Origin of the sequence: Sphingopyxis sp. (assembly GCF_016463645.1) — a bacterium.
Lineage (GTDB): Bacteria > Pseudomonadota > Alphaproteobacteria > Sphingomonadales > Sphingomonadaceae > Sphingopyxis.
The window spans coordinates 1-23,881 of the sequence record NZ_JAEMQX010000054.1; the positions used below are offsets into that span (position 1 = coordinate 1).

The following is a 23,881-nucleotide window of genomic DNA, read 5'->3' on the forward strand; positions in this document are numbered from 1 at the left end:
GCCCCTCCCTTCAAGCGGGAGGAGCGGAACCGAATGGCTTTTCAGACAGGGGCTCTCCCATGCGCCTATCCCGCTTCTTCATCGACCGGCCGATCTTTGCCGCCGTGCTCGCCGTCATCATCACCATCGTCGGTGCGGTCGCCTATATCGGCCTGCCCGTCTCGCAATATCCCGACATCGTCCCGCCGACGGTGACCGTCACCGCAACCTATCCGGGCGCGTCGGCCGAAACCGTCGCCGACACGGTCGCGGCGCCGATCGAGCAGGAAATCAACGGCGTCGACAACATGCTCTATATGAGCAGCCAGTCGACCGGCGACGGCGTCGTTACCATTACGGTGACCTTCAAGATCGGGACCGACCTCGATGCCGCGCAGGTGCTGGTGCAGAACCGCGTCGCGATCGCGACCCCGCGCCTGCCCGAAACGGTGCAGCGCCTCGGCGTCGTGACGCGCAAGACCTCGCCCGACTTCCTGATGGTCGTGAACCTCGTGTCGCCCGACAAGTCGCTCGATCGCGCCTATATCTCCAACTATGCGCTGACCCAGCTCCGCGATCGTCTGAGCCGTATCGACGGCGTCGGCGACGTGCGGCTGTTCGGTGCGCGCGACTATGCGATGCGCGTGTGGATCGACCCCGGCCGCGCCGCCGCGCTCGACCTGACCGCGGGCGAGATCGTCGCCGCGCTCCGCCGCGAGAATGTGCAGGTCGCCGCGGGCACGCTCGGCCAGCCGCCCTATGCCAACGGCAGCGACTTCCAGCTCAACGTCGAAACGCAGGGCCGGCTGACCGACCCCAAGGATTTCGCGAATATCGTTATCCGCAGCGACGCCGACGGGCGGCAGGTCCGCGTCTCGGACGTCGCGCGCGTCGAGCTCGGCGCGTCGGACTATAACAGCAACACCTATCTTTCGGGCGATCCGACCGTCATCATGGCGGTGTTCCAGCGCCCCGGTTCGAACGCGCTCGCCGCCGCCGAAGCGGTCGAGGCCGAAATGGCGTCCTCGTCGAAGAATTTTCCCAAGGGGCTCGAATATCGGGTGATCTACAACCCGACCGAATTCATCGCCCAGTCGATCGACGCGGTGATGGAAACGCTGATCGAGGCGGTGTTCCTCGTCGTCATCGTGATCCTGGTGTTCCTCCAGAAATGGCGCGCGGCGATCATCCCGGTGCTCGCGATCCCGGTATCGCTGATCGGGACCTTCGTGGTGCTCGCGGCGTTCGGATACAGCCTCAACAACCTTTCGCTGTTCGGGCTGGTGCTCGCGATCGGTATCGTCGTCGACGACGCGATCGTCGTCGTCGAGAATGTCGAGCGCAACCTCGAGAGGGGCATGTCGGCGCTCGAAGCCGCGCGCACGTCGATGGACGAGGTGTCGGGCGCACTGGTGGCGATCGTGCTCGTGCTCTGCGCGGTGTTCGTGCCCACCCTGTTCCTCACCGGCCTGTCGGGCGCCTTCTACCAGCAGTTCGCGGTGACGATCTCGACCGCGACGATCATTTCGCTCGTCCTGTCGCTGACGCTGTCGCCCGCGCTCGCCGCGATCCTGCTGAGGCCGCACGCGCCCGCGCAGGCCGATGGCTGGCTGATGGCGCGGATTCACCGTGCCGGCGAACGCTTCAACGAGGCGTTCGAGCGGCTCAGCAACGGCTATGCGTCGCTCACCGACCGGCTGGTGCGCGCGCCGAAGAAGATGATGGTCACCTATGCGGGCCTCATCGCCGCGACCGCGGGCCTGTTCTGGGCGACGCCGACCGGCTTCATCCCCGCGCAGGATCAGGGCTATTTCCTCGTCGTCGCCAAGCTGCCCGCGGGTGCTTCGGTCGAGCGTACCGACGCGGTGCTGAAAAAGGTCGCGGCGCGCGTGCTGCCGATCGAGGGCGTCCTCGGCTCGGTGATGCTCGCGGGCTTCGACGGCCCGTCGCAGACGCTCGCGCCGAATTCGGCCGCCGCCTATTTCCCGCTCAAATCGTTCGAGGAGCGCGGGAAGCTGGGCGTCAATTTCGAGGACATCATGAATCAGGCGCGCGCGAACACCGCCGACATCACCGATGCGCAGATCGTCGTCATCCCGCCGCCGCTGATCCAGGGTATCGGCTCGGCGGGCGGGTACCGGATGATCGTGCAGGATCGCGGCGGGAACGGCTATGCCGCGCTCGCGAACGAGTCGACGAACCTGATCGGCAAGGCGAACCAGACCCCGGGTCTCGCCAACGTCTTCACCTTCTTCGATCCGTCGAACCCGCGCATCTTTGCCGATATCGACCGCGCCAAGGCGAATGCGCTCGGCGTGCCGCCCGAACGGGTGTTCGAGGCGCTGCAGGTCTATCTCGGCTCGGCGTTCGTCAACGACTTCAACCTGCTCGGCCGCACCTATCGCGTCACCGCACAGGCCGACGCGCCCTATCGCCAGACTGTCGCCGATATCGCGAACCTTCGCACGCGGTCGGATTCGGGCGCGATGGTGCCGATCGGGTCGGTCGCCAATTTCGAGGACCGCACCGGGCCGTACCGCGTCACGCGCTACAATCTCTTCCCCGCGGTCGAGATCGACGGCGATACCGCGCCGGGTTCGTCGTCGGGCGCCTCGCTGACGACGATGGAAAAGCTCGCGGCCGACAATCTGCCCGCGGGTTACGGCACCGAATGGACCGGCATCGCCTTCCAGCAGAAGGCGGCGGCGAACACCGCAGGCATCGTCTTCGCGCTCGCGGTGGTCTTCGTCTTCCTCGTGCTCGCCGCCCAATATGAAAGCCTGATGCTGCCGCTGGCGATCATCTTCATCGTGCCGATGTGTCTGCTCGCGGCGATGATCGGCGTGAACCTGCGCGGCATGGACAACAATGTGCTGACGCAGATCGGGCTCGTCGTGCTCATCGCGCTTGCGGCGAAGAATGCGATCCTGATCGTCGAATTCGCCAAGCAGGCCGAGGAAGAGGACGGGCTGTCGCCGATCGAGGCGGCGGTGCGTGCCGCGCGCGACCGTCTGCGTCCGATCCTGATGACCAGCTTCGCCTTCATCCTCGGCGCGGTGCCGCTGCTGATCGCGAGCGGGGCGGGGGCGGAACTGCGCCAGGCGCTCGGCACCGCGGTCTTCTTCGGCATGCTCGGCGTGACGGCGTTCGGCCTCATCTTCACCCCGACCTTCTACGTCGTCGCCCGCGCGCTCAGCCAATGGTCGGCTGCGCGGCGCGCGCGTGACGGGTCGGACGACCACGGGACGGCCCTGCCGGTTCCGGCGGAATAAGGAGCAAGATCATGATCCTCCGTAATATCCTGACCGCCGTCTCGGCGCTGGCGCTCGCCGCCTGCGCGGTGGGCCCCGATTACAAGGCGCCGCAATCGGCGTCGGCGCCCGCCGCGACCGGCCCGTTCGTTTCGGCGAACAGCCCCGCCGTGTCGCTCGATCCGGTCGCGGCCGACTGGTGGCGCCTCTATGACGATCCCGTGCTCGACGGGCTCGTCGGCGATGCGCTCGCGAACAATACCGACGTGCGCGTGGCGGTCGCCAATATCGCCCGCGCCCGCGCGTCGCTGCGCGGCGCGCGCGCCGACCGCTTGCCGCAAGCGCAGATCGGCGCCGGGGCCAATTACGGCCGCAGCCCCGAGGGGCAGCGCCTGCCGGGTGCCGACCGCGAGGATTGGGCGGTGGATGTCGGGGTCAACGTCTCGTACGAGGTCGACCTGTTCGGCCGCGTCAGCCGTTCGATCGAGGCCGCGCGCGGCGATGCCGCTGCGGCCGAGGCGAATGCCGACGCGGTGCGCGTGATCGTCGCCGCCGACACGACGCAGGCGTACGCGGATGCCGCTTCGGGCGCGGCGCGGCTCGACGTCGCGCGGCGCATCGTCGGCCTGCTCGACCAGCAGGTGAAGGTGACGCAGCGGCGCAAGGATGTCGGAATGGCGACGGGGCTCGACCTCGCGCGCATCACGACGCTCCGCGACCAGCGTTCCGCGGAAATTCCGGCTATCGAGGCCGAGCGGCAGGCGGCCTTGTTCCGCCTCGCGACTCTGACCGGTCGCGCGCCCGCTGCGCTCCCCGCCATCGCGGGCGACCGCAACATCAGCCTCGAAATCACCGATCCCATCCCGGTCGGTGATGGGGCGGCGCTATTGAAGCGCCGTCCCGACATTCGCGCCGCCGAGCGCCGCCTCGCCGCCGACACCGCGCGCATCGGCGTCGCGACGGCGGACCTTTATCCGCGCATCACGCTCGGCGGCTCGGCGGGATCGACCGGTTCGGGGTTCGGCGACGTGTTCGGTGGCGGGCCATTGCGCTGGCTGCTCGGGCCTTTGCTGAACTGGGCCTTCCCGAACCAGGAACCCGCGCGGGCACGCATCGCCGCGGCCGAGGCCGACACGCAGGCGTCGCTCGCCGAATTCGACGGCACGGTGCTGCGCGCGCTCGAGGAAACCGAGACCGCGCTCTCGTCCTACGCGCGTTCGCTCGAACAGCGTCAGGCGCTGCGCGCCGCGCGCGACGAGTCCGAACGCGCCGCGCGGATCGTCCGCGCCAAGCGCGAGGAAGGCGCGTCCGATTCATTCGAATGGCTCGACGCCGAACGCACCTTCGCCGAGGCCGAGGCGACGCTTGCCGAACAGGACGGGCAGATCTCGCGCCGCCAGATCGCGCTGTTCCGGGCGCTCGCGGGCGGCTGGTCGAGCTAGACGATATTGCTCGTGGCGGCGCCGGGCGACCAAAGCTGCGCGGCGAGCCGGTGGAGTGCGCGCGACAGCGCACGGCGGTCGATCGTGCCGCCGAGCGAGATACGCATCGCCTTCGGCGCATCGGGCGCTACCGCGAACCGGTCCGATGGCACCGCCGACAGCCCGTCGAGCGCGAGCGCGGCGGCGAGCGTGTCGGCGCCCATATCGTCCGCGAGCGGCAACCACAGGTGATAGCCCTGCGGATGCGCGGTATGGCGGCCGTCGCCGAGGATCGTGCGCGCGAGCTTCTGTCGCCACGCCGCTTCCCTGCGCACGCCCTCGACGAGCGCGTCGAAGGTTCCGTCGGCGAGCCATAACGACACCATCGCGGCGTTGAGCGGCGGCGCCATCACCGCGCTTTCGTGCTGCACCGACGCAAGCCGCATCGCTTCGGCTGTCCCCGGTGTGCGGACGAACCCGACGCGGAGCGCGGGCGAGACGATCTTCGCCATGCTCGCGATATACCAGCCGATGCCGGGCGCGAAGCTGGTGATCGCGGGCAGCGGCGCGTCGGGGAGCAGGCCGTAGGCATCGTCCTCGATGATCTGCACGCCCGCACTCTCCGCCCATGCGGCGATGGCCTTGCGGTCATCGAGGGCGATCGTCGCCGCGGTGGGATTGTCGTTTGTCGGAACCACATAGAGCGCGCGGAGCGGAGCATCGGCATGCGCGGTTTCGAGCGCGGCGGCAGTGATTTCGGTGAGCGGAACGAGCGTTGCGCCGATCCGGTGCGCGACGGCGCGGAAGCCCGGATAGGCATGGAGTCCGCACGCGACGTGGTCGTCGGGCTTCAGCATCGCCGAGGCGATCGCATGGAGCCCGTTTTGCGCGCCCGCGGTGACGACGATCTGCTCGGGGTCCGAAAACAGGCCGACGCGCCGCAGCAGGTCGGCGCCGCTCTCGCGGTCCGCCGCCGCGCCGCCGGGGCGCTGATAGTGGAGGCGGGCGGTGCCGCCGTCTCGCGCCAGCGTGCCGAGCGCCGAGGCCATCGCTTCGGCGAGGCGCGCTTCGGCCGCGACTGGCGGGCTGTTCATCGCTATATCATTTTGCGCGGTCGTCGCGACCTCGCCGGTTCGCACCGCATCGCCGATGAAGCTGCCCGCGCGTCCGCGCGCGACGATCAGGCCACGCTGGCGGGCAAGATCATAGGCCTTGGTGACGGTGGTGAGGTCGATTCCGAGCCGTGCCGCGAGATCGCGCTGCGGCGGCAGCCGGTCGCCGGGGCGAAGCTCTCCGCGCGCGACGGCGGCGGCGATCGCGGTCGTCACCGCCTTGTATTTGGGGCCCGCGGTGCCCGCGATATCGGGCGTCCACGCGTCAGCCGCCACGCCGCTCGTCCGTTTCGCCCCTTTCGCGCGCATTCAGTTTTGCCCACAGATGCTCGGTGCCCGATTCCTGCGCCTTGTTCACATATTGCGAGGCGACCAGCCAGCCCTTGATCGGGCGGAGCGGGAGCACGCAGCCGATCACCATCACCGGGATCGAAAAGACGAGGTGGATCCACAGCGGCGGGCTGTAGGCGATCTGCAGCCACACGATGACGAAGGTCAGCGGGAAGGCGACGATGCATTGCGAGAAGAAGGCGGGGCCGTCGTCGGGGGCGGCGAAGCTGAAATCGAGTCCGCAATTCTCGCAGCGATCGGCGAGCTTCAGCCACGACCGGAACATATGCCCCTTGCCGCATTCGGGACATTTGCCGTGCCAGCCGGACCACAGGATCCAGCGCAGTTTTTCATTGCCGACGTCACCGCTTGTCATGTTCGACTCCAACAGGCGCATGCCCGATACCATGCAAAGTGCATATCGTCGCGGCGAGAGTAAAAATGAATATGTGACTTAATATGCTGGAAAATATCTATTAATATGAAAAACGCCAGATAATGCATGGTGTAATTTATAAGAAATACCATGCATTTTGATGAAATTTCGATCTGAATTGGTGCGCGCAGACGCTTTTTTGCCGGACAATCGTGCCGGCGCTCCGCCGCCGGGCGTCGCAAGGCGGCCGACCGCGAACGCTATCGTTTCATTCGGACAGAGCGTAGAGCGGCAGCCCGCGACGCCGCGGGGCGGTCCTTCTCATCGTTTACGCCGCTTTTACCAGTTCCGGTGCATGACATTCGCCGATGTTTGCGACTGGGGACAAATGATGGACAGCATGCGCGGCCTGCTTTCGGGCAGCCATGACCAGGATGACGGCGCGATCGACGCGCCCCCGTCCGTCGGCGTCGACGAACGGCGGATGCAGGTGCGGGCCTATAATTACTGGGCTTCGCTGCTCGCCGATCGCGCCTATCCCTCGGTCGAGGATCTCGACCTCGAAAGCGCCGATTTCGGGGGCTATTCGGTGCTCCTCGATTTCACCCAGGGCATCGAGAACCCCGGCATCGCCTTCCTCGGCGACCGGCTGCGCGAAGAGTCGCAGATCGACGAGAGTGTCCATTATATCAGCCAGATTCCCGGTCGCTCGCTGCTGTCGCGGTTGACCGACCATTATCTGCAGATCATCGCCAACCGCGCGCCGATCGGATTCGAGGCCGAGTTCGTCAACGATCGCGGTACGACGATCATGTATCGCGGCATATTGCTGCCCTTCTCGTCCGACGACGATACGATCGATTTCATCATGGGTGTGATCAACTGGAAGGAAGCCGTTCCCGCCGATCAGGCCGAGGAACTGCAGCTGTCGGTCGAACAGGCGCTGCGCAGCGCACCGCCGCTGACCGCGCCGGTGCCGGTATGGGCGGACGGCCCCGATTCGGAGCATATCGACGACGAGGGCGCTGCCGATATCGTCCCTGGCTTCTCCACGCTCGGCAACGGCACCGACCTCTTCGCCGACGCGAGCGATCCGGCGAACGATGACGAACTGTCCGCCGACCCGGGTCAGGATGCCGAACTCGCCGACTGGCTGGCGCTCGCACGCGAGACCGCCGAGCGCGCGATCGCCGCCGACAGCCGGAGTCGCGGTGCGCTGTATCAGGCGGTCGGCAAGGCGTGGGATTTCGCGCTGGCGGCCGGTGAACAGCCCGAAGCCTTTGCCGAAATGCTCGACGATGCCGGGCTCGCGGCGCAGGACCGCGCGCCGATGACGCCGATCGTGAAGCTGGTTTTCGGCACCGCCTATGACAAGACGCGTCTCGCCGAATATGCCTGCGTGCTCGGCCACGCGAAGGAGGAAGGCGTCGGCCGCGGCGAACTCGCTTCCTATCTCGATCGCTATCCGGGCGGGCTCAAGGGCCTGGTCAGGGACGCGCGTGCGCGCCGCAAGCCCGGGAGCGGCGGCGAACGGCCCGACGAGAAACTCGAAGCGCTGCGCCGGGCGCACCCCGCGCTGATCCTCGAGCATGATGCCGGCGATGCCGAATTCGTCGTGCTGATCGCGCGCGCGATGCCGGGCGGTCATATCGGGATCGTCGCCAAGGCCGCCGACGATCCGGCGCTGGTCGCGAAACTCGCGAAGAAGGCGATTGCGATCGCGCCCGGCGGCTGAGCGGCGCCTGAGAGCGTTCACGTAACAGACGACCCCAAAATTGAAATATTTTTACGCGCGGTCACGAACGAGGCCTTGAGCCGCGCGCGCCGGAGGCGCATAGGAGGCGGCAGCGAACGGACCCCCGCCGATCGTCGGCTGGGATCCCCCTCTTTGGTTCGGGATGCTGCACTTTATGCCTCAGACTAAGTCCGACACGCCGGAAACGGACACGCCGACCTCCTCCTCCGTCAAAATTCCTCCGAAAGTCGCCGCCGCCTATCTTGCCGCGCTGCGCGGCAGCGCGCTGCCCGGCGAGGGCGACGATCTGGACAAGGCGGCGCTGACCGACGCGAGCCAGTTCGCCGCGCGCGCCGCGCTCGACCGCATCGCCGAAACGCCGTCGCTGCTGCTCGAACCGATCGCCGCCGACGGCACCGACCGCCGCATGCGGCTCGTCATCATCAACGACGACATGCCCTTCCTCGTCGATTCGACCTCGCAGATCGTTGCCGCGCAGGGCCTCGCGGTCCACCGTATCCTGCACCCCGTCGTCACGGTGAAGCGCGATGCCAAGGGGCATCTGCAGGAAGCCGGCGAGGGATCGGCACGCGAGTCGGTCATCTATATGGAACTCGAACGCGGCGACGCGCGGGCGCGCCGCCGCCTGCTCGACGCGCTCGAAGCCGCGCTGCGCGACGTGCGCGCCGCGGTGCGCGACTGGCGCGCGATGCGCGCCGCGATGCTCGCCGACGCCGCGATGCGCGTCGAGGGCGAAGCCGCCGAACTGCTGCGCTGGTTCGAGGGCGGGGCGATGACCCAGCTCGGCCACGAATGGCGCACGCGCGACGGCAAGGTGCAGGATTCGCTCGGCATCAGCGAAAGCAGCGAAAGCCAGCTCCTGTCGCCCGCCGCGCTCGAAGCGGCCTTCGCCTGGTTCGACGCCCAGGAAAAAACGGGGGGAGGCCATGCGCCGCTGCTGATCAAGTCGAACCGGCTGTCGGCGGTGCACCGCCGCGTGCTGCTCGACCTCGTGATCGTGCCCGAAGTGAAGGGCAGGAAGGTCGAGCGCCTGTCGATCCACGCCGGCCTCTGGACCAGCGCCGCGCTGTCGGCGCGGCCGGACAAGGTGCCGGTGCTGCGTGCGCAGCTCGAAGCCCTGATGGCGAAATTCGGTTTCGATCCGACGGGTCACGCGGGCAAGGCGCTCGCGCATGCGCTCACCGCGCTGCCGCACGACCTGCTGATCGCCTTCGACGCCGCCTCGCTCGAAGAGCTGGTGCTGACCTCGATGTCGATCACCGACCGGCCGCGGCCGAAGGTGGTGATGGTGCAGAGCGCGCTCGGCCGTCATCTGTTCGCTTTCGTCTGGTTGCCGCGCGACGAAGTCTCGACCGGCCGCCGTCTTGCGGTCGAGTCGCTGCTGGTGCGCGAGGCGAAAGCCGGGGTGATCGGCTGGACGATGGTGCTCGAAGACGGTGGCGCGGCGCTGCTCCGCTATACGCTCGACCTGCGCAGCGGCGGGGTCGTCCCCGATCCCGAGGCGCTCAATGCCCAGCTCGAACAGATGGTGCGCGGCTGGCAGCCCGAGGTCGAGGCGGCGCTGGCGAAACGCGGCGACCCCGGCCGCGCGGCGGCGCTCGCGGCGCGTTTCGCGCCGACCTTCCCGCCCAACTACCGCAATCTCTACAATCCCGAGGAAGCGGCGCGCGACATCCTGCGTCTCCGCGACCTCGACGCGGCGAATCCGCGCAGCGTGCGCCTCGCGCGCAAGAGCCTCGACGGCGACGACCGGCTGCGGCTCAAGGTCTATAGCGCGGTCGGCCCGCTCGCGCTCTCCGACGTCGTCCCCGCGCTCGAGCATTTCGGTTTCGAGGTGCTTGAGGAAATCCCGACCGCGCTGCAGAGCCGCGCACCGGGCGTCGAGGGCGACGAGGAGCCCCCGATCGTGATCCACGATTTCACGTTGCGGCTGCCCGCCAATGTCGATGAGCTGGCGCTGCTTCCCTATGCCGGGACGCTCGAAGGCGCGATCGCCGCAGTGCTGGACGGCCGCGCCGAAAACGACGCGTTCAACGAACTCGTCCTCACCAACCAGACCGACCCGCATGCGATCGTCTGGCTGCGCGCGTGGTTCCGCTACCTGCGTCAGGGCGGATCAGCCTATGGCATGGACACGGTCGTCAGCGCGCTGCGCCACGCGCCGAAGCTCACCGCGGCGCTGATCGAGCGTTTCCGCGCGCTTCACGATCCGAAGGCGCGCGACGCGAAGCGCGCCGAAGAACTCGCCGCCGAAATCCTCGCCGATTTCGCCGACATCAAGTCGATCGACGAAGATCGCATCCTCCGCCTTTTCCACGCGGTGATCGGCGCGACGCTGCGCACCAACGCCTTCGCGCCGGCGGCCGAAGAGGCGCTCGCGTTCAAGATCGACAGCGCGCAGGTCCCCGGCCTGCCGAAGCCGCTGCCGTGGCGCGAGGTCTGGGTCTATTCGCCGCGCGTCGAGGGCATTCACCTCCGCGCCGGCCCGGTCGCGCGCGGGGGACTCCGCTGGTCCGACCGCCGCGACGACTTCCGCACCGAAATCCTCGGGCTGATGAAGGCGCAGCGCGTCAAGAACGCCGTCATCGTGCCGACCGGCGCGAAGGGCGGCTTCTATCCGAAGGCGCTGCCCGACGCGGCGCTCGACCGCGATGCCTGGTTCGCCGAGGGCACCGAATGCTATCGCATCTTCATCCGCTCGCTGCTGTCGATCACCGACAATCTCGTGGGCGGCAAGGTCGTGCATCCGAAGGGCGTCGTGATCCACGACGGCGACGATCCGTACTTTGTCGTCGCCGCCGACAAGGGCACCGCGACCTTCTCCGACGTCGCCAACGCGCTTGCGATGGAGCGCGACTTCTGGCTCGGCGATGCGTTCGCGAGCGGCGGGTCGAAGGGCTATGACCACAAGGCGATGGGCATCACCGCCAGGGGTGCGTGGCTTTCGGTCCAGCGCCACTTCGCCGAAATGGGCGTCGATGTGCAGACCGACACGATCCGTGTCGTCGGCTGCGGCGACATGTCGGGCGACGTGTTCGGCAACGGCATGCTGCTGTCGAAGGCGATCCGGCTCACCGCGGCATTCGACCATCGCCATATCTTCCTCGACCCGAATCCCGATCCGGCGAAGAGCTGGAAGGAACGCGAACGGATGTTCAATCTGCCGCGGTCGAGCTGGGCCGACTATGACGCCAAGCTGATCTCGAAGGGCGGCGGCGTCTTCCCGCGCAGCCAGAAGAGCATTCCCCTCTCCCCCGAAGTGCAGGCGCTGCTGGGCCTGTCGGTCAGCGAAATCGACCCGAGCTCGCTGATCTCGGCGATCCTGAAGGCGCCGGTCGACCTCCTCTGGTTCGGCGGCATCGGCACCTATGTGAAGGCGGCGAGCCAGAACAATGCCGAGGTCGGCGATCCGGCGAACGATGCGCTCCGCGTCGACGCCGAGGATCTGCGTGTCAGGGCGGTCGGCGAGGGCGCGAACCTCGGCACGACGCAGGCCGCGCGCATCGCCTTCGCGGCGAAGGGCGGGCGCATCAACACCGACTTCATCGATAACAGCGCGGGCGTCGACTGCTCGGATAACGAGGTCAATATCAAGATCGCGCTCAATCGCGAGATGGCCGAAGGCCGCCTGTCGCAGGAGGACCGCGACGCGCTGCTCGTGCGCATGACCGACAATGTCGCCGGGCTGGTGCTCGAGGATAACCGCCTGCAGGCGCTCGCGCTGTCGATCGCCGAAAAGGGCGGAGCGGCGGCGGTGCCGTCGCTGGTGCGGATCATGGAGACGTTCGAGGCGTCGGGCCGGCTCGACCGCAAGGTCGAGGGGCTCGCCGCGAACGACGAACTCCTCCGCCGCGCCGCCGAAGGGCGCGGGCTGACGCGTCCCGAACTGGCGGTGCTGCTCTCGACCGCGAAGCTCGCGTTGCAGGATGCGATCGAGAATAGCGACCTGCCGAACGATCCGGCGCTGGCGAGCGATCTCGCCGCGGCCTTCCCCGACGAGATGCAGCGCGATTTCGCGTCGGCGATCGCCGACCACCAGCTGCGCCGCGAAATCATCGCGACGAAGATCGCGAACCGCATCATCAACCGCATGGGCATCGTCCATCCGTTCGAGCTGGTCGAAGAGGAAGGCTGCGCGCTCGGCGACATCGCCGCCGCGTTCGTCGCGGTCGAGCGGCTGCTCGACATGCCGGCGATCTGGGATGCGCTCGACGAGGCGAAGATCGACGAGAGCATCCGCCTGTCGCTGTTCAGCCAGGCCGCGTCGGCGATGACCTCGCAAATGGCCGACCTGCTCCGCGTGACGCAAAAGCTGTCGCAGCCGGGGCCGATCGTCGCGCGGCTCGAACCCGGCGTCGATCGCCTCAACGCGAGCGTCGATGGCCTGCTCAGCCCCTCGGTCAAGCGCCAGTGGGACATGCTGACGCAGCAGCTTCTCGATGCGGGAGCGCCCGAGGCGCTGACCTCGTCGGTGGTGCAGCTGTTCAAGACCGACGGCGCGATCGGGATCGTCGATCTCGCCGAGCGGCGCGGCGACGACGAGGTCGCGGTGACCAGCGCCTTCACACATCTCGGCGAGGCGCTCGGGCTCGACTGGGCGCAGACGCTGGCGGCGCATATGAGCCCCGCCGATCCGTGGGAGCGCCTGCTCGTCAACAGCCTCGCGCGCGATTTCCAGCAGATGCGCCTGACCTTCCTCGCCGGCCTGCCGAAGGGCGATCTCGACGCGGCGGTGACCAAATGGCTCGCCGATCATGCGCCGCGGATCGAACAGTTCCGCGCGACCGTCGACCGCGCGCGGATGATCCCGAACCCGAACGGCGCGATGCTCTCGCACATCGCCGGGCAGGCGCGCGGGCTCCTGGGCCGCTGATTTAAAGCTGCACCGGCCCGTTCCCCCGCCCGGCCTCCCGACCCAAGATATCTGTGGAAGGCTGGGCGGGGGAGCGGGCCGGCGCGGCATTGGAGACGAACATGCCGTTCCAGCCCCGCGTCGCGATCCTTGTCCCGACGCCCGGTTATCATGAAAGGTGGCAGCCCGCCTTTGCCCGCAAGGCGGCGGCGCTGACCGCGGCCGGATTGATCGTCGAGCAGCGGGTGTGGACCGATCCCGGCGATCTGTCGGGCCATGATCTGGTGCTGCCGCTTTTCGCCTGGGGCTATCAGCGCGCCGTCGCGGCGTGGTATGCGCTGCTCGACCGGCTCGAGACCGAGGCGCTGCCGGTGGTCAACCCGGTGCCGGTGCTGCGCTGGAACAGCGACAAGGCCTATCTCGCCGAACTCGGCTCAAAGGGCGTCGCGGTCGTCCCGACGGTCGAGGTTGGCGCGCTCGACGACGCGGCCCTTGCCGAAGCGATGGCCGAACTCGCGACCGACGAGATCGTGATCAAGCCCGCGATCTCGGGCGGCGCCGACGGAACGCACCGCATCGCCCCCGGTGCGCCGATCCCCGGCGATGCCCTGGGCCAGCGCCGGCTGGTCCAGCCGCTGATGCCCGGCATCCTGACCGACGGCGAATATTCGCTGTTCTTCTTTGCCGGCAAGTTCAGCCACGCGATCGTCAAGCGCCCCGCCTCGGGCGATTTTCGCGTGCAGGAGCAGTTCGGCGGGCGCGAGGCGGTCTGGGATGCGAGCGATGCGGCGCAATCCCTCGCCGCCGCGGCACTGGCCGCGGCGCCCGCGCCGCCGGTCTATGCGCGCGTCGACATGGTCGGCGATGCGGCGGGCAGGCTCCACATCATGGAACTCGAACTGATCGAGCCGTCGCTGTTCCTGCATCATGCGCCCGACAGGGGGGCCGCGTTCGGATCGGCGGTTTACGGCGCCATCTGACCCGACCGGCTCCGCCACAGCCACTGCCGGATCGCCGAGGTCAGGTTCGGCGGATCATCGGCTTCCATCCGTTCGACGTCGATCCGCGCGACGAGCGCGTTGACCGGCAGGTTCCGACGGATGGCTTCGGCTTCGAGCGCATCCCAGAACATCGGTTCGAGGCTGATCGAGGTCGGGTGTCCCGCGATCGTCACCGAGCGCTTGACCGGGGGATGAAGCGGCGCGCTCACGTCCGGCGGCGCCAGCGTCGCAGGATCGACGCGGCGAAAATCAGTTCGACGCCGCCGATGAGGAAAGCGATATTGACCGGCCAGGCGAAGCCGAACAGCGTCGGTGCGGCGATCAGCAGAAAGGCGCCGCCGAGCGCCCAATAGGCGATGTCGCCATACATGGTGCGGAACAGGAAATAGCGCGCGCCGACGATCGCCGCGAAGACGGGAATGGCGAGATCGGGCGCACGCACGAGCAGCACCCATGCGATCAGCACGCCCACGAACAGCGGGATCGTCGCCTCGACGGCCAGCGTCTCGAGTGGCTTGCCGACGGTTGCCTTGGGCGCGGGGAAGAAGAGGCGCCCGATCAGCAGCCCGAGCGGGTGGATCGCCATGCCGCCGACGAACAGCGCCGCGAAAGCGGCCATCGTGCCGTGAAGCTGCCACACCGACCCGGCGACCAGCCAGACGAGTCCCGAGACAAAGACGCCGGGGGCGCCACCGGCGTAGGCGCGGGACAGGTCGCGTCGGGCGGCGGCGAGAGCGGCGTCGGTCATGCGATTTGTGTAGCGGCTTGAGTCGCGACGGCAAGGCCGCCGCTGTGCCGGTCCGTGTGGCGCCGCCGCCGCGCGCGGGGGTACGATTTATTTGGGGTGGATCGATCGCGGGTCGCTTCGTAAATATGGCGGATCGTTCCGGCGCGAATGCAGGCAGGCCATGTTATCGGGATTTCAGGCACTTACCGAAAAGGAGAAGGAAAGCCTGCGCCTGCTGGTCGACGGGCACGACGCGAAATCGATGGCGCGGCATCTGGGATTGTCGGTCCATACGATCAACGAACGGCTGCGCGATGCCCGGCGCAAGATGTCGGCGTCGAGCAGCCGCGAGGCGGCGCGGCAACTCCGCGAGATCGAGGGCCGGCACCCCGAAATATTGAGGGACAAGGCTTTGGGGGAAGCCGCAGCCGCCGCCGGTATGGAAGAGATGACGGCACCCGCCGGGACGCGCCGCATGGGGCGGCCGTCCGGCTGGATTGCCGGAGGTTTGTTCATGTCATTCAGTCTTGCCCTGCTTGCTTTCGCTTCGATGTCGGGGAGCGCCGATACGCCCGCCGCGACCCCTTCCACTGTTCCCGCAGAAAGCGCTGCGGCCGCGGCCGCGCGCGCATGGCTCGCGCTGGTCGAGAAGGGTGACTGGAATGCCAGCTGGGAGGCGACGGGGCAGTCGTTCAAGGCGCTCAACACGGTCGAGACCTGGAGCCGGGTGGCGAGCCAGGTGCAGGGACCGCTGGGGGCGGTGAAGTCGCGCGTTCTGGTCAGCGAGGAATATGTGCCCGCGCCGCCCTATGGCTATCAGATGGTCAAGTTCCGTACCGACTATGCGAACAGGGCGGGGGCGATCGAAACGCTGTCGTTGGTGCGCGAGGGCGGCGCATGGCGCGTTGTCGGGGTGACCGTGGAGTAAGAGGGGCGGGTCCGGGTTCGGAACCGCCCCCTCTTCCCGTCCGGATGGAGTGCAGGCGGGGCGGCGGCAAAGCCGCCGCCATGACGTCAGACGGGTTCGGCCGGCCTTTGCGGGGCCGTCCGCCCCGCTGGCCGAGCCGGTGGCTGCCGCTTCGCGGCACCGCCACCTGACATCGTCAGTACATATGCTGCCCGCCGTTGATGCTCATCGTCGATCCGGTGACGAATCCGGCATCCTCGCTGCACAGGAAGGCAACGCCGCGCGCGATCTCGTCGGCCTGGCCGAGCCGGCCGACCGGAATCTTCGCGACGATCTTCTCGAGCACCGGGGCGGGCACGGCGGCGACCATGTCGGTATCGATATAGCCCGGCGCGATGGCGTTCACCGTGACGCCCTTCTTCGCGCCTTCCTGCGCCAGCGCCTTGGTGAAGCCGTGGATGCCCGATTTGGCGGCGGCATAGTTGACCTGGCCATATTGGCCCGCCTGTCCGTTGATCGACCCGATGTTGACGATGCGGCCCCAGCCGCGCTCGACCATGCCGCCGAAGGTCGCCTTCGCCATGTTGAAGCAGCCGCCGAGGTTGACGCGCATGACATCGTCCCAGTCGTCATAGCTCATACGGGCGAGGGTGCCGTCGCGCGTGATGCCGGCGTTGTTGACGACGATGTCGATGGGCCCGAATTCCTCGGCGATGCGCGCGCAATTGTCGAGGCAGGCCTGATGGTCGCCGACGTCCCATTTCACCGCGGCGATGCCGGTGCGCTCGGTGAACTCGCGCGCCTTTTCGTCATTGCCGGCATAGTTGGCGACGACCGTGACGCCCTGTTCCTTCAGTTTCAGCGAAATCGCTTCCCCGATGCCGCGGCTGCCGCCGGTGACGATTGCGATGCGTGCCATAAATCAAGCTCTCCCACAGAGTTATGGCATCATGACTAGGCCGCACCGCGGGGCGCCGCAAGTTGACCGGAACGTCAATCGCAAAGCTATTCGCGCGTGGCGCCCGACCCTAGCTGCTCACGTGTGCGCGCACCCTCGAGAAGTCGCCGATCGCGAGGTCGGCCCTGTCGATCGTCACGACCAGATTGTCGCCGTTGCCGAACTTCCGGCTCATCAACCCGCTCGTCGGCAGTTCGATCAGTACGATGTCGCGCTCGTCGTCATAATCGGCGACGTGGCGGAAGGGCGCATGCCCCATCGCCGCCATCTCGCGATCGGCGAGGGCGCGCCACCAGGGCTCGTAAAGGGCGCGGGCAGGCGCCGACAGATTGTCGGGATTGGCACACCAGGCGTGCTTCGCGCGATCGAACAGGATCGTCTGATAGTCGTGAACCCACAGGTCCGCATCGGCGCGGTGCGTGGTGAGCGGCAGGGTGATCGTCGCCGCCTGCCCGGTGCCCGTTTCGGGGTCGACGGCGGGGATCGCCCGGGCCCAATGGATCGCGTGCAGCCCCGCCATCACCGCGGTCGCATCGCCAGCCGAAAAGCCGTCGAGGGTCGTGCTGTCGCGGACGATCGCGATGATCTCCTCGGCGCGCGTGCGTGCCTCGCGATTGATGGCGGCGCGCTGCTTGATTTCGGCCATCGCTTCGGCGTCGGCATCGGGTGGCAGCGCCTCCCCGGCCGTCAGCCGGTCGAGACGCATTTCGAGCAGCGCGACCATCGCCATCATGCTGCCCCAGTCGAAGGGGTGAAAGGCGGGATCGGCGATGTCGTACCCGCGGTCGTAGAGCGTGGTGCCGGGTTCGTCCGGGTCGGCCTCGCTACGCGGATCGGCATCGCCCGGGCGGACCGCGACCAGGTCGACCGGCCATTCGGGAAAGGCACGCACCGCGAAGGATGCGAGGTCGCCGGAAGCGAGGGCGCCCTGCGGGCCGAACCAGCCCTCGGCATCGTTGAGCGCGAATTGCGGTGCGACGGGTGCACCGCCGTCGCCGAGATGCACGACCCGCATCTCGTACCGATGGCGGTGGATGAAGAAGGCGAGCGCGCCGCTGCGCGGGCCCAGCCCGCCCCACAGGTCGGGCGGCAGGTCGGCGCAGCCGATCTGGGCGAGGAAATCGGCGGGCTGGCCGTCGATCCTTGGCCATTCGATGCCGGCGGTGAGGCGCGGTCGGCCGCCGAGCCAGCTGTTGGTCGAAATCGCATCGCGCGGCGGGATCTGGGGAAGAAGGCGAAGCGTCACCTCTTCGGCGTCGACCCGCGGCCCGTCTTCCCCGGCGTCGGGTATCCCCGGTTCGAACGGGGGTTCGCCGACGGGTGCGACGTCGGCGACCGGCGCGGGCGCGGCCTCCCGTCCGGTCTCGTCCGGCATCCCGATCGGCGGTATCTCGAGCGGCGTCTTGCGGCTGATCCGCGCGAGCCGCGCCGGGGAAATTTCGGCGTCCGCGAATTCGGGTCTGTCCCTGCGCGCGCGCTTCGGCAGGCCGATTTGACGCGGTGCCCGCGGAGTGTCGGGAATTCGCGGTGTCGCGGGAGCCGCACGCTGCCGCCGCAACCGCCAGATGGCAAAGACGATAATGACGATCGCGAGGAAGGCCAATGTGGCTCCGGCGAGTATCAGCCCCGCCGACTCGACATTCATAGCGAATCTCCAAAATGGCGCGGTTCGTGGCTTTCCGCGCCGTATCGGATCAATCTAGTGCATGGACCTAAACAGTTGGTAAGCGGACGGGATCAGAGCCAGCCCGCGAGTTCGCGGCGCACCAGCGCCTCCAGCATCGCCATGCCGGGCGCTTCGGCGTTGAGGCAGGGGAGATAGGCGAACCGCCCTCCGCCCGCGCGCCCGAACTGCTCGCTGCCGCGGATGGCCAGCTCCTCCAGCGTTTCGAGGCAGTCGGCCGAAAAGCCGGGGGCGAAGACGGCGACGTTGCGGCCTTCGCGGCCAAGCTGTTCGAGGCGCACGTCGGTCGCGGGCTCGAGCCATTTCGCGCGCCCGAAGCGCGACTGGAACGCGACCTCGACCGGCCGGCCCAGCGTCGCCGAGAGCGCGCGTGCGGTCGCCTGGCACTGGTCGTGATAGGGGTCGCCCAGCATGCGCGTCCGTTCGGGCATGCCGTGAAAGCTGGCGAGGAGAATGTCGGGGGCGAAGTCGAGCGCTGCCAATCCGGCTTCGACCGACGTCTTGAGCGCGTCCAGATAGGCGGGGTCGTCGTGATAGGGCGGCACGAAGCGCAGCGTCGGCTGCCAGCGCAGCGTTTTCAGGTGCGCGCTCACCGCATCGACCACGGTCGCCGTCGTCGCGGCGCAATATTGGGGATAGAGCGGCGCGACGAGAATGCGCTCGCATCCCGCCGCCTTCAGCGCATCGATCGCGGGGCCGATGGCGGGCCGGCCGTACCGCATCGCCCACGCGACCTGCACCGTTTCGCCGAAGGCCGTCCGCAGACCATCGGCCTGCGCGCGCGTGATCGCGGCGAGCGGCGACCCCGCGTCGGTCCATATCTGGGCATAGGCCCGCGCCGACCTTCGCGGCCGCAGCGGCAGGATGATTCCGCGCAGAATCGGCTGCCACAGGATCTGCGGGATTTCGACGACGCGGCGATCGGACAGGAACTCGGCCAGATAACGCCGCACCGAACGCGCGTCCGCGGCGTCGGGGGTGCCGAGGTTGACCAGCAGCACGCCGATTTTCGCCGGCGGGCTCACAGCGGGTGCGCCGAGAGCGGGATGCGGCGGATGCGGCGGCCGGTCGCCGCGAACATCGCGTTCGCGATCGCGGGCGCCACGACGGGCACGCCGATCTCGCCAAGCCCGCCGGGCTCGCGGTCGCTGTCGATGAATTCGACCAGAATCTGCGGCGTCTGCGAGAGGCGGGGCAGGCCGAGCTGGCCAAGCTTGCGCGCGGTCGCGACACCGCCTTCATAATCGGTCGTCGCGCCGACCGCGGCGGCGAGGCCGAAGATCAGCCCGCCCTCGATCTGCTGCCGCGCGATCGCCGGATTGACGAGGCGCCCGGCATCGACGACCGCGACGAGCTGTTCGACCTGCAACCCGCGCTCGCTCGGCCGCGCGGTCGCCATCAGCGCGATATGGCTGCCGCGCATCGAGTGGCAGGCGAGTCCCTGCGCGGTGCCGGGCAGTCCGCCTTCCCAGCCGCCAAGGCTCGTAGCGGTGAGGAGGCAGCGGGCGAGCAGCGGCGCGTCGCCCAGCATCGCCATGCGATAGGACAGCGCATCGGTTCCCGCGCGCGTCGCCATCTCGTCGACGAAACATTCGGTAAAGAAGGCGGTGTAGCTGTCGGCATTGCCGCGCCAGCGGCCGGTCGGGAGGCCGATATCGGCGGGGCAATGGTCGACCGCGGTGTGCGGGATGGCATAGCCGTTCGCCGCGCCTTCGACCGCGGCGGCATCGGCGCTGCCCGCCGCGGCGCGCTGCGCCACATCGGCGGGCGCATTGTCGAACAGGCGCGCGCGTACTTCGTGGTTGGTCGGGGGAACCGCGATGCGCGTCACCAGCGCATCGATTCCGCCGGCGGCGTCGAGCGTTGCCGTCAGTCTGGCGCGCGCGGGCGCGCGGGGCGGCAGGCGCATGATCTCCTCGGCGCGCGACCAGGCGAGCTGGACCGGGCGCCTGACCTGAAGCGCGATGATCGCGGCCTGCACCGCGACGCTGTGATCGAGGCAGGCGTCGAACGATCCGCCCGCCATCATCGGGAACAGCGTGACGCTCGCCGGAATCAAGCCCGTCGCGTGGGCGATCGCATCGCGGCATTGCGCGGGCGCCTGCGTCGCGACCCAGACACGCAGCCCGCTGCCGTCGGGAGCGGCGGTCGCGGTGCGCGTTTCGATGGGGGCATGGAGTGCGGGCGCGACGGCATATTCGGCCGTGAGCTTCTTCCGCCCCTCCATCGCCTCCGCGACGTCGCCTTCGCTTGTGATGCGATAGCCGTCACCCTTCAGCGCCGCCTTCAGCGCGGTGTCGATGCGGCGTGTCGAGATCGGCGTGCCGTCGGTCTCGAAAACGGGCGCGAAGCGGTCGAGCGCGCGGTTCGCCGCCCACCAGTTGCGCGCCACGGCCGCGACCCAGCGTTCATGCGTGACGACGTGCAGCAGGCCGGGCGAGGCAAGTCCCGTCTTGCGATCGATGCTCTTGAGCCGCGTCGCGCCGAGCGGCCCTTGCCGGATCGCCGCGAACACCATGTCGGGCAGGCGGATGTCGCCGGCATAATTGGCCGACCCGTCGATCTTCGCCGGCAGGTCGAGCCTTGTCAGCTCCTTGCCGTAGAGCGGGTCGGGGCTGCTCGCGCGATAGACGGGCTCGGCGGGCGGTTCGAGCAGCGCCGCCGCCGCCGCGACGTCGCCGAAGCGCAACCTTTTCTTGCCATGGACGACGAAGCCGTCCTGCGTATCGCATTCTTCCCAGTCGGCGTCCCACCGCCGTGCCGCGGCCATCATCAGCAGCGCGCGCGCCTGCGCCGCCGCGGCACGGCACGGCGCCTCGAACATGCGCACCGACGAGCTGTTCGCGGTCAGCATCACGGCATGGCGCACCGCCCATTCGCGGCGGGCCCAGCTGCGCACGTCGGATACGAAATCGGGAACGCCCGCACGCGGTGTGAAGACCGCGCTATCCTCGTCGACGAGCAACGTGTTGGTATAGAGCGGATTGATCGGTGCGGTTTCGACCGCGATCGTCCGCCAGTCGGCGCCCAGCTCGTCGGCCATGATCTGCGGCAGCAGCGTCGTGACGCCCTGACCCATCTCGCATTGCGGGACGATCGCGCCGATATGCCCGTCGTCGCCGATCTTCAGAAAGGCGTTGAAGACATGCTCGTCGGGCGCGGCGGTGAGGTTGGGGCGATAGTCGCGCGGCCACAGGCTCCACGCGAGGGCCAGCCCGCCCGCCGCGGTCGCACCGACCAGCAGCGACCGGCGGCTGACGTGCGGCAGGCGCGATCTGTTTTTCCCAACTGTGTCGCGAATGCCCGCCATGCCCGTTGCTGATAGTCGGCGCGAGTCGGCGAGGCAAAGGCTTTCGATGCGCGGGAATCGGCGCCGCTATTTCTCCGACAGGGCGAAGTCGACGCGTACCGACACCTGCGATTCGCTGACGCCGGGATTGAAGGGCGGCGGGGCTGCGACCGCTTGCGGCGCAACCCGGTTCGCGGCGTCCATTTCATAATAGGGCATCGGCGGCGCACCGTCGCCGCCGTCGCGGATCGTCAGCACGCGGTCGATCCTGAGCCCCGCCGCTCCGGCATAGGCGTCGGCACGCGCCCGTGCGGCGCGATAGGCGGCGGCGTAGGCGGATTTGGTCGCGGCTTCCTGATCCGACACGCGCAGCGTCGGGCCCGACAGGACGTTCGCCCCCGCCTGCGTCGTCGCGGCGACGGCCTCGCCCGCCTTGTCGACCGCGCGCATCCGCACCTCGACCTGGTTGACGGCTTCGAACCTGCCCTTGTTCGTGCCCCAGTCGATGCGGTTCACCGTCAGCTGGCGGGTCTGGAGATCCTTGCCCGCGACGCCGAAGGCCCTGAGTGCCTCGGTCACTTTGGTCATCGTTTCATTGTTGCGTCGCGTCGCCTCTTCGGCAGATGCGGCAATCGTGCTGACCCCTGCGGTGAAGCGCGCCTCGTCGGGGCGCGTTTCCGAGTGGCCGGTCGCCGATACCGAGAGCAGGGTTTCGTCGTGCCCGACGCCGCGCGGGTCGGGCGCCTTTTCGCTGCACGCGCCGAGCGCGAGCAAAGGGATCAGGATAAGGGTCTGGGTACGCATGAACTTTCTCCCGTCATCGCTGTCCAGCGTATAGGGGCGAAGCGGTTCCCTACCAGCCCCACGGCGCGGGCGGCGGAGTCACTGGCCTTGCATAATCGAACGCGACGCGGAACCGGCGGCCCTGCCGGTCGAGCCCATAGGTGAAACCCGCATCGGTCGTTTCGACCGACCAGATATTGGTGTTCGAAACGCTCCGGCCGGTCGCGGTGAACATCGCGATCGATTCGGCATCGACGGGGAAGGTCTGGCGGGTTCCGCTGCCGACGTCCGCCGTATCGCCGCCGTAAAGCGTGACATCGTCGGGCTTGCCGTCGGCGTGGCGGTGGTCGTGTTTGAGGCGGAGGCCCGTCGGCGTCCGGCTGACGATCCAGGTCCGCGAACGGTCCCAGCCGCCGTCTTCGGCGAGGCCTTCGATGTGAAAGGGGATTTCGATGCGGTCGGCGGTGCAATGGCGGATATGCATCACCATCGCCTTGCCGCGCATCGCCGCGTCGGCCTCCTGATCGCTCGCGAGGCGGCCCGCATAGGCCTTGCCGCAGCGCGCGGCGAGCGCGTCGAAAAAGGCGTCTTGCGGGTTCGCCGTGACGGGTGTGGTCGCACAGCCGGCGAACATCGTCGCGGCGAGCAGCGGGAGCGCGCGCCTCACTTGAGCAGGCCGAGGCGCGGGACCTCGATCTTGGGGCAACGATCCATCACCACCGTCAATCCGGCATCGACGGCGCGTTTCGCCGCGGCTTCGTCGATCACGCCGATCTGCATCCACACCGCCTTCGCGCCGTGAACGATCGCTTCGTCGACCGCGGCGCCGGCGTCGGCGCTGTTGCGAAAGATGTCGACGAGTTCGGCGGGCGGCTCGACATCGGCGAGCGTCGCGACAACGGGGGCGCCGTGGATCGTCTTGCCGGCATGGCCGGGGTTGACCGCGATCACGTCGTGGCCCTGCGCGACGAGGAAGGCGAGGACGCCGTTCGACGGCCGCGCGGGGTTGGGCGACGCGCCGACCACCGCGATGCGGCGTTTTTGCCCGAGCAGTTCGCGAATCCCGGCCTCGTCGTTGATCGCCATCATTTGCCCTTTCGTGCCTGCAGCCAGTCGGCGACCTTCGCCGCTATCGCGTGGAATGGTTCGCCGGCCGGATCGGTTCCGGCGGCGGGCGGAACCCCGCCGTCGCTCGCAAGCCGGATGCCCATCGACAGCGGCACGCGGCCGAGGAAGTCGAGGTTCATCGTCTTCGCCGCCGCTTCGGCGCCGCCGCTGCCGAACGGATCGCTGACCTCGCCGCAATGCGGGCAGGCATAACCCGCCATATTCTCGACCAGCCCGATGATCGGCACATCGGCCTGTTCGAACAGGCTGACCGCGCGCGTCGCGTCCATCAGCGCGAGATCCTGTGGGGTCGACACGATCACGGCGCCCGCGGGTTTGTGTTTCTGG

General features: G+C 68.4%; 18 protein-coding genes. 6 read left to right on the forward strand and 12 right to left on the reverse strand.

Features of this window, described 5'->3' with window-relative positions:
• Positions 1 to 59: 59 nt before the first annotated feature.
• Both JHC57_RS12435 and JHC57_RS12440 read left to right on the forward strand, forming a co-directional pair.
• Complete coding sequence (locus tag JHC57_RS12435) at positions 60 to 3,251, forward strand: efflux RND transporter permease subunit (protein WP_294030356.1); 3,192 nt, start codon at positions 60 to 62, stop codon at positions 3,249 to 3,251.
• 11 nt (positions 3,252 to 3,262) lie between these two features.
• Positions 3,263 to 4,672: an efflux transporter outer membrane subunit gene (locus tag JHC57_RS12440; RefSeq protein WP_294030358.1), complete on the forward strand. Its 1,410-nt coding sequence runs from the start codon at positions 3,263 to 3,265 to the stop codon at positions 4,670 to 4,672.
• Here the strand turns inward: JHC57_RS12440 and JHC57_RS12445 are convergent.
• Positions 4,669 to 6,039 (reverse strand): PLP-dependent aminotransferase family protein, encoded by a 1,371-nt coding sequence (locus JHC57_RS12445; protein ID WP_294030359.1) that lies wholly within the window; start codon positions 6,037 to 6,039, stop codon positions 4,669 to 4,671. The genes JHC57_RS12440 and JHC57_RS12445 overlap by 4 nt on opposite strands.
• On the reverse strand, positions 6,029 to 6,469 hold the full coding sequence (locus JHC57_RS12450) for a DUF983 domain-containing protein (protein WP_294030360.1): 441 nt from the start codon (positions 6,467 to 6,469) through the stop codon (positions 6,029 to 6,031). Before JHC57_RS12450 ends, JHC57_RS12445 begins: the two co-directional genes overlap by 11 nt.
• A 400-nt stretch (positions 6,470 to 6,869) precedes the next feature.
• On the opposite strand from JHC57_RS12450, the gene JHC57_RS12455 reads away from it, so the two are divergent.
• From JHC57_RS12455 to JHC57_RS12465, 3 genes are all read left to right on the forward strand, one after another.
• Positions 6,870 to 8,204 (forward strand): hypothetical protein, encoded by a 1,335-nt coding sequence (locus JHC57_RS12455; RefSeq protein ID WP_294030361.1) that lies wholly within the window; start codon positions 6,870 to 6,872, stop codon positions 8,202 to 8,204.
• 175 nt (positions 8,205 to 8,379) lie between these two features.
• Positions 8,380 to 13,098: an NAD-glutamate dehydrogenase domain-containing protein gene (locus tag JHC57_RS12460; protein ID WP_294030362.1), complete on the forward strand. Its 4,719-nt coding sequence runs from the start codon at positions 8,380 to 8,382 to the stop codon at positions 13,096 to 13,098.
• Positions 13,099 to 13,199: 101 nt separating this feature from the next.
• Entirely contained in the window at positions 13,200 to 14,057 is an 858-nt protein-coding gene (locus JHC57_RS12465) for a hypothetical protein (protein ID WP_294030363.1), read from the forward strand.
• On the opposite strand, the gene JHC57_RS12470 is transcribed toward JHC57_RS12465, so the two are convergent.
• A complete protein-coding gene (locus tag JHC57_RS12470; protein WP_294030364.1) occupies positions 14,042 to 14,287 on the reverse strand; it encodes a ribbon-helix-helix domain-containing protein in 246 nt (81 codons plus the stop codon). The genes JHC57_RS12465 and JHC57_RS12470 overlap by 16 nt on opposite strands.
• The gene (locus tag JHC57_RS12475; protein WP_294030365.1) at positions 14,284 to 14,826 is read right to left on the reverse strand and encodes a hypothetical protein; all 543 of its coding nucleotides are present in this window, start codon (positions 14,824 to 14,826) and stop codon (positions 14,284 to 14,286) included. The genes JHC57_RS12470 and JHC57_RS12475 overlap by 4 nt, the downstream gene beginning before the upstream one ends.
• A 160-nt stretch (positions 14,827 to 14,986) precedes the next feature.
• On the opposite strand from JHC57_RS12475, the gene JHC57_RS12480 reads away from it, so the two are divergent.
• The gene (locus JHC57_RS12480; RefSeq protein ID WP_294030366.1) at positions 14,987 to 15,733 is read left to right on the forward strand and encodes a DUF4019 domain-containing protein; all 747 of its coding nucleotides are present in this window, start codon (positions 14,987 to 14,989) and stop codon (positions 15,731 to 15,733) included.
• Positions 15,734 to 15,908: 175 nt separating this feature from the next.
• On the opposite strand, the gene phbB is transcribed toward JHC57_RS12480, so the two are convergent.
• The 8 genes from phbB to JHC57_RS12520 all read right to left on the reverse strand — a co-directional run.
• Positions 15,909 to 16,631: an acetoacetyl-CoA reductase gene (gene phbB / locus JHC57_RS12485; RefSeq protein WP_294030367.1), complete on the reverse strand. Its 723-nt coding sequence runs from the start codon at positions 16,629 to 16,631 to the stop codon at positions 15,909 to 15,911.
• A gap of 109 nt (positions 16,632 to 16,740) precedes the next feature.
• Positions 16,741 to 18,315: a DUF1963 domain-containing protein gene (locus JHC57_RS12490; protein ID WP_294030368.1), complete on the reverse strand. Its 1,575-nt coding sequence runs from the start codon at positions 18,313 to 18,315 to the stop codon at positions 16,741 to 16,743.
• 92 nt (positions 18,316 to 18,407) lie between these two features.
• Entirely contained in the window at positions 18,408 to 19,379 is a 972-nt protein-coding gene (gene hemH / locus JHC57_RS12495) for a ferrochelatase (protein WP_294030369.1), read from the reverse strand.
• Positions 19,376 to 21,664: a molybdopterin cofactor-binding domain-containing protein gene (locus JHC57_RS12500; RefSeq protein ID WP_294030370.1), complete on the reverse strand. Its 2,289-nt coding sequence runs from the start codon at positions 21,662 to 21,664 to the stop codon at positions 19,376 to 19,378. Before JHC57_RS12500 ends, hemH begins: the two co-directional genes overlap by 4 nt.
• A gap of 66 nt (positions 21,665 to 21,730) precedes the next feature.
• Positions 21,731 to 22,447 carry an SIMPL domain-containing protein gene (locus JHC57_RS12505; RefSeq protein ID WP_294030371.1) on the reverse strand — a complete coding sequence of 239 codons (717 nt, stop codon included), beginning with the start codon at positions 22,445 to 22,447 and terminating at the stop codon, positions 21,731 to 21,733.
• A gap of 49 nt (positions 22,448 to 22,496) precedes the next feature.
• The gene (locus JHC57_RS12510; RefSeq protein ID WP_294030372.1) at positions 22,497 to 23,093 is read right to left on the reverse strand and encodes a hypothetical protein; all 597 of its coding nucleotides are present in this window, start codon (positions 23,091 to 23,093) and stop codon (positions 22,497 to 22,499) included.
• Complete coding sequence (locus tag JHC57_RS12515; RefSeq protein WP_294030374.1) at positions 23,090 to 23,512, reverse strand: CoA-binding protein; 423 nt, start codon at positions 23,510 to 23,512, stop codon at positions 23,090 to 23,092. Before JHC57_RS12515 ends, JHC57_RS12510 begins: the two co-directional genes overlap by 4 nt.
• On the reverse strand, positions 23,512 to 23,881 hold a 370-nt coding region (locus JHC57_RS12520), incomplete at its 5' end, for a P-loop NTPase (protein ID WP_294030373.1). The genes JHC57_RS12515 and JHC57_RS12520, both read right to left, overlap by 1 nt.